Source organism: Halobacterium sp. CBA1126 (assembly GCF_009741975.1).
Taxonomy (GTDB): Archaea; Halobacteriota; Halobacteria; order Halobacteriales; family Halobacteriaceae; genus Halobacterium.
The window spans coordinates 1-4771 of the sequence record NZ_WPCF01000148.1 but is presented as its reverse complement, the minus strand read 5'-3'; the positions used below and the strand labels follow the sequence as shown (position 1 = coordinate 4771).

Genomic DNA, 4771 nt, shown 5'->3' with positions numbered 1-4771 from the left:
TACCTCCGCGGGGACGTCGCCGACGACATCATCGACACGTACACTCACAACTGGGGCGACCGGGTGCGCGAGGTCTACCTCGCGAACGTGTACTCGCTGACGTGACGTTCGAACGGTAGTGAGTAAACTACATGCCGCTATATCGAATCGGTGGTGTCGGCGCGTCCTCGGAGAACTACTGAGACGGCGTTCTGAGCGGTTCTGGCCGCGTTCGTCGGCGGTTCGGGCGTTCTCTCTGCCGACGGACTCCCGACCGTTGCGTATTGAATGAACGTTCAATCAAAGCGTATATGCGTGCCCGCGCCCTGCGGTCGGCCGTGAACGCAATCGACGCCCGACACGTGGAACTGACCTACGCGGACGGGACCGAGGCCGTCCGCGACGTCTCCCTCGAGATTCCGGAGGGGGAGTTCTTCGGGTTCCTCGGCGCGAACGGCGCGGGGAAGACCACGACCATCAAGGTGCTCGTGACGCTCCTCCAGCCGACCAGCGGGAGCGTCGCGGTCAACGGCCACGACGTCGAGGCGGAGCCGCGGGCCGTCCGGGAGTCCATCGGCTACATGGCCCAGGAGACCAGCATCGACGGCGAGCTCACCGCCCGCGAGAACGTCCGGTTCGCCTGCGAGGCGTACGGCGTCTCCGCTGACGACCGCGCCGAGCGCATCGACGACCTGCTCGAGCTGGTGGACCTCGCGGACGTCGCGGACAAGCAGGCGAAGGACTTCTCCGGCGGGATGAAGAAGCGCCTCGACGTCGCCACCGCGCTCGTCCACGAACCGCCCATCGTCTTCCTCGACGAGCCGACGACCGGACTGGACCCGAAGGCCCGCAACCGGCTCTGGGAGTACTTCGAGCGCATCAACGAGCGCGGCACCACCGTCTTCCTCACGACCCAGTACCTCGAGGAGGCCGACCACCTCTGCGACCGCCTCAGCGTCATCCGCGACGGCGAGATCGTCGCGTCCGGCGCTCCGGACGAACTGAAGGCCCGGGTCGGCGGCGCCGTGCTGGACATCGAGTTCGCGGACGCCGACGACGCCACCCTCGAACGCGCCCGCGAGGTCGCCGAGGACGCGGCCGTCTTCGACGACGCGGAGGTCGAAGTCACCGACGACGGACTCAGCGTGCGTTCGGCGTCCGCGCGCCGGAACGGGACCGACCTGCTGGTCGCGCTGAACGCGGCCGGGTTCGCGGTCACCGGCTTCAACGTCCGCGACCCCACCCTCGACGACGTCTTCCTCGCGATTACGGGCGACGGCCTCGACGACGAGGCGGCCGCGGAGGTGGCCGAATGACGGGACCGCAGGAGAAGGCGGCGGGCAACGGCTTCGTGCGGGACACGTGGATCAACCTCAAGCGCTGGGTGCTGAAGACGACGCGGAACCCGTTCGTGATGACCGTCTCACTGCTGAACCCCATCATCTTCCTCGTGCTGTTCACGGAGGTGTTCGGCCAGATTACGGGCGGCGCCATCAGCCAGAGCCTCGGCACGGAAGCGAGCTACGTCACGTACCTCGTGCCCGCCATCGTCGTCCAGACGTCCCTGATCGCGGCGACGACGTCGGGCATCGGGCTCGTCGAGGACATCGAGAGCGGGATGTTCGAGAAGGTGCTCGTCTCCCCGATGCACCGCGGCGCGGTGTTCCTCGGGAAGTCGCTCTCGGAGGTGCTGCGCATCGTCGTCCAGACCTCCATCATCCTCGTGCTCGGCTACGTCCTCCTCTACGTGGACACGGGCGCGTCCGTCGGCGAGTACGTCGCTACGGGCTGGCTGGGGGCCGTCGGCATCGTCGCCGTCGGCATCGTCTTCTCCGTCTGGTTCACCGCGTTCTCGAACGTGATGGCGCTTCTGACCCGCGACCAGGAGTCGACCATCATCGCGGTGAACCTCCTGCAGTTCCCGCTGCTGTTCCTCTCGAGCGCGTTCCTCCCGCTGGACATCCTCCCCGGGTGGGTGCAGACGGTGGCCGCGGTCAACCCCATCACGTACGGCGTCGACGCGGCGCGCGCGCTGATGTTCGGGCGGGACGTGATGACCGTCGTCGAGGTCACGAGCTTCGGCGGCATGTGGGACACGCTCGTGCCCGCGCTGGGCGTGCTGGCCGCTCTCGACCTCGCGCTGGGCGCTGTCGCCGTCTACTTCCTGAACCGCGCGTCCAGTTCGAGCGTCCAGTAGACCCAAGCCGGGCCGGGCCCAACGCTGGGGCGAATGCCGCCCGCCGACCGGTCGCGCCGCGACGTGCTGAAGGCCGCCGTCGCCGCCGGCTCCACCGCCGCCCTCGCCGCGTGTCTGGACCTCGCAGACGACGACCCGCCGCGAGGGGACCCGTCGTCGAAGCCGGCGCGCCAGCACGCGTGGAACGACTACGTGCGCACCGACGAGCACGGGAACGTCGAACTGCCGCGCCACCAGACCCTGCTGTACCTCTCGCTGGACCGCGACGGCCCGCCGACCGAGGCCGACCGCGAGACCGTCGAGCGCGCGTTCTCGGTGCTCGACGAGGCGTACGAGTGGTCCAGCGACGGCCTGCTGTTCTCGGCGGCGTACTCGCCGGCGTACTTCGAGCGCTTCGACGCCCCGCTGGCGGGCGTCGACCTCCCGCGCCCGGAGCCGCTGTCCCCGTTCGAGGACCCGGTGTTCGACGAGCAGGACGCGCTCGTCCACCTCGCCAGCGACCGCGCGGCCGTCGCGCTCGAAGCCGAGCACGCGCTCACGGGCGGGACCGACGACGCCAACGGCGTCAGCGTCGACGCGACGCTCACGGACGCGCTCTCCGTGGACTCGCGGCGGACGGGGTTCGTCGGCGCGGGACTGCCAGCCGAGCACCAGGACGCCGCCGGCATCCCCGACTCCGAGCCGGTCCCGGAGGACGCGCCGCTGTTCATGGGGTTCACCGCGGGCTTCCGCGAGAATCAGGCGAGCGAGGACGGCGTCACCCTCCAGTCCGGGCCGTTCGCGGGCGGCACCACGAAGGTCGTCGCGAACCTCCGCCAGCGCCTCGAGGACTGGTACGGCGAGCAGGACTACGAGGAGCGCGTGATGGAGCTGTTCAGTCCCGGGCACGCGGCCGACGACCTCGTGGAGGGCGTCGGGAACAACCTCGGCGCGAACAGCCGCGTCGACGAGTACGTCGGCGACCTCGCGGGCCACGCTCGCGAGTACGGCCGCGTCGGCCACGCGCAGAAGGCCGCTCGCGCGAACCGCGACGAGGACGGGAACGTGCGCGTGCTCCGGCGGCACTTCGAGTCCACCGACGACGTGGGCTCGGACCGCCGCGTCGCGAGCCTCCACTTCCCGTCGCTCCAGCTCGAGGTTTCGACGTTCGAGGACGTGCGGGCGGCGATGAACGGCACTGACGTCGCCGAGTCGTCGCCGGCGGTGCGCCAGCGCGTCAACAACGGCATCCTCGAGTACGTCTTCGTGCGCCGGCGCGGCTACTTCCTCGTGCCGCCCCGGGAGTCCCGGTCGCTGCCCGCGCCGGAGCCGTGACTACAGTTCGAGTTCGGTGGCGTCGCTGACCTCGAACTTCCGGACGTCGGGCTCGCCGGCGAGGACGTCGGGGAGCTCGGCTTCGAGGCGCTGGAAGTGGTCGCTGTCCTCGTGGGCTTCGAGGGCGGCCTCGTCCTCGTACTGCTCGAAGAACCGGATCGTGTTGTCGTCCTGTACGTCGACGGCCGCGCGGTAGTCGATGACGCCGTCCTCGCGGTTCGACTGCTCGACGAGGTGGTCGGCGAGGTCGAGGGCGTCCTCGCGGTGCTCGGGGTCGATGGGGAAACTCGCGTGGAGTACGATCATGCGTGGGCGACTACTGTGGCTCGGGCGAAGAAAGTCGGGGTCGTGACACTACCGTCTGTCGAGCAGGAACGCCGCGAGCGCGAGCGCGGCGAGCGCGTGGACGAACCCGTAGCCCGGGACCGAGGAGTCGGACTCGCTCGTGGTCTCGGTGGGCGTGACCACGCCGTCGTCGCCGGATGGCGTGCGGACGACCGGCTCGTCGGTGGTCGCCGAAACCTCGTCGACCTGCCAGACGAGGAAGTACGTGCTCACGGGGCTGTCGCCGGCGCGCACGAGGCGGTCGTCCGCCGAGAACGCGCCGTCGCCGCCGTCGGCGTACAGTTGGGCGTACAGCCCCACGGTCGAGCGGTTCTCGGTGAACACCGAGGGGTCGACGTCGACGCGGACGTCCGAGTGCGCGCCGGCGTCGAGGGCCTTCGTGCCGACGACGTCGCCATCGCTGCCGGAGTCCGTTCGGAGCACGAGGAAGCCGTCCTCCGGGAGCACGGCGCTGTCGACGGTCGCGGTGGCGGTCGCCGTCTGCTGGGCCTCCGCGCGTTCGGCGACGACGTTCGCGGGCCGGTCGCGCTTGGCGAGCGTGACTGCCTATCCGGTCGCGGCGCCGAACGCGGACGCGCGCTCGTCGACGCCGGGGTCGAACTCGCCGTCGCCGTCGCTGTCGGCGTGGAACACCACCCACAGCGACCCGTTCGCGGGCCAGTCCGCCCACGCCTCGTCGTCCATCGCGACGGGGACGTTCTGCCGGAACCCCTCGTCGAAGTCGACCGCCTCGTGGCCGACAGGAGCCCCGATTTCGCCGTCCTCGGTGGCGCGGTGGAGGACGACGAAGCCGTCCGTGAGCGGGCGGACGGCCTCCACGACGACGGTGCCGTCCGCGGAGTGCTGGCTGTCGACCTCGACGTGGTTGCCGTGGCCCGCGACGGGCGCGGCCGACGCCACGAGCGCGAGCGCGAGCGCGAGGAGGGCGGCGAGGGC

Annotated in this window: 5 protein-coding genes and 2 pseudogenes; 4 read left to right on the top strand and 3 right to left on the bottom strand. The window is 70.4% G+C overall.

The window, feature by feature from the left end; translation table 11 throughout:
* The 4 genes and pseudogenes from GJ634_RS17035 to GJ634_RS14135 all read left to right on the top strand — a co-directional run.
* A pseudogene (locus GJ634_RS17035) lies at positions 1 to 105 on the top strand (integrase); the annotation flags it as partial.
* Between the two features lie 212 nt (positions 106 to 317).
* Complete coding sequence (locus tag GJ634_RS14145; protein ID WP_331714194.1) at positions 318 to 1295, top strand: ABC transporter ATP-binding protein; 978 nt, start codon at positions 318 to 320, stop codon at positions 1293 to 1295.
* On the top strand, positions 1292 to 2176 hold the full coding sequence (locus GJ634_RS14140) for an ABC transporter permease (RefSeq protein WP_157503506.1): 885 nt from the start codon (positions 1292 to 1294) through the stop codon (positions 2174 to 2176). Before GJ634_RS14145 ends, GJ634_RS14140 begins: the two co-directional genes overlap by 4 nt.
* 33 nt (positions 2177 to 2209) lie before the next feature.
* The gene (locus GJ634_RS14135) at positions 2210 to 3490 is read left to right on the top strand and encodes a Tat pathway signal protein (protein WP_157503505.1); all 1281 of its coding nucleotides are present in this window, start codon (positions 2210 to 2212) and stop codon (positions 3488 to 3490) included.
* Here the strand turns inward: GJ634_RS14135 and GJ634_RS14130 are convergent, their stop codons facing one another.
* The 3 genes and pseudogenes from GJ634_RS14130 to GJ634_RS15675 form a co-directional block, all read right to left on the bottom strand.
* Positions 3491 to 3796 carry a putative quinol monooxygenase gene (locus tag GJ634_RS14130; protein WP_157503504.1) on the bottom strand — a complete coding sequence of 102 codons (306 nt, stop codon included), beginning with the start codon at positions 3794 to 3796 and terminating at the stop codon, positions 3491 to 3493. It abuts the gene before it with no gap.
* Between the two features lie 48 nt (positions 3797 to 3844).
* Positions 3845 to 4282, bottom strand: a complete 438-nt coding sequence (locus GJ634_RS14125; RefSeq protein WP_157503503.1) for a hypothetical protein — start codon at positions 4280 to 4282, stop codon at positions 3845 to 3847.
* A 99-nt stretch (positions 4283 to 4381) separates the two neighbouring features.
* Positions 4382 to 4771, bottom strand: a pseudogene (locus tag GJ634_RS15675) (hypothetical protein); the annotation flags it as partial.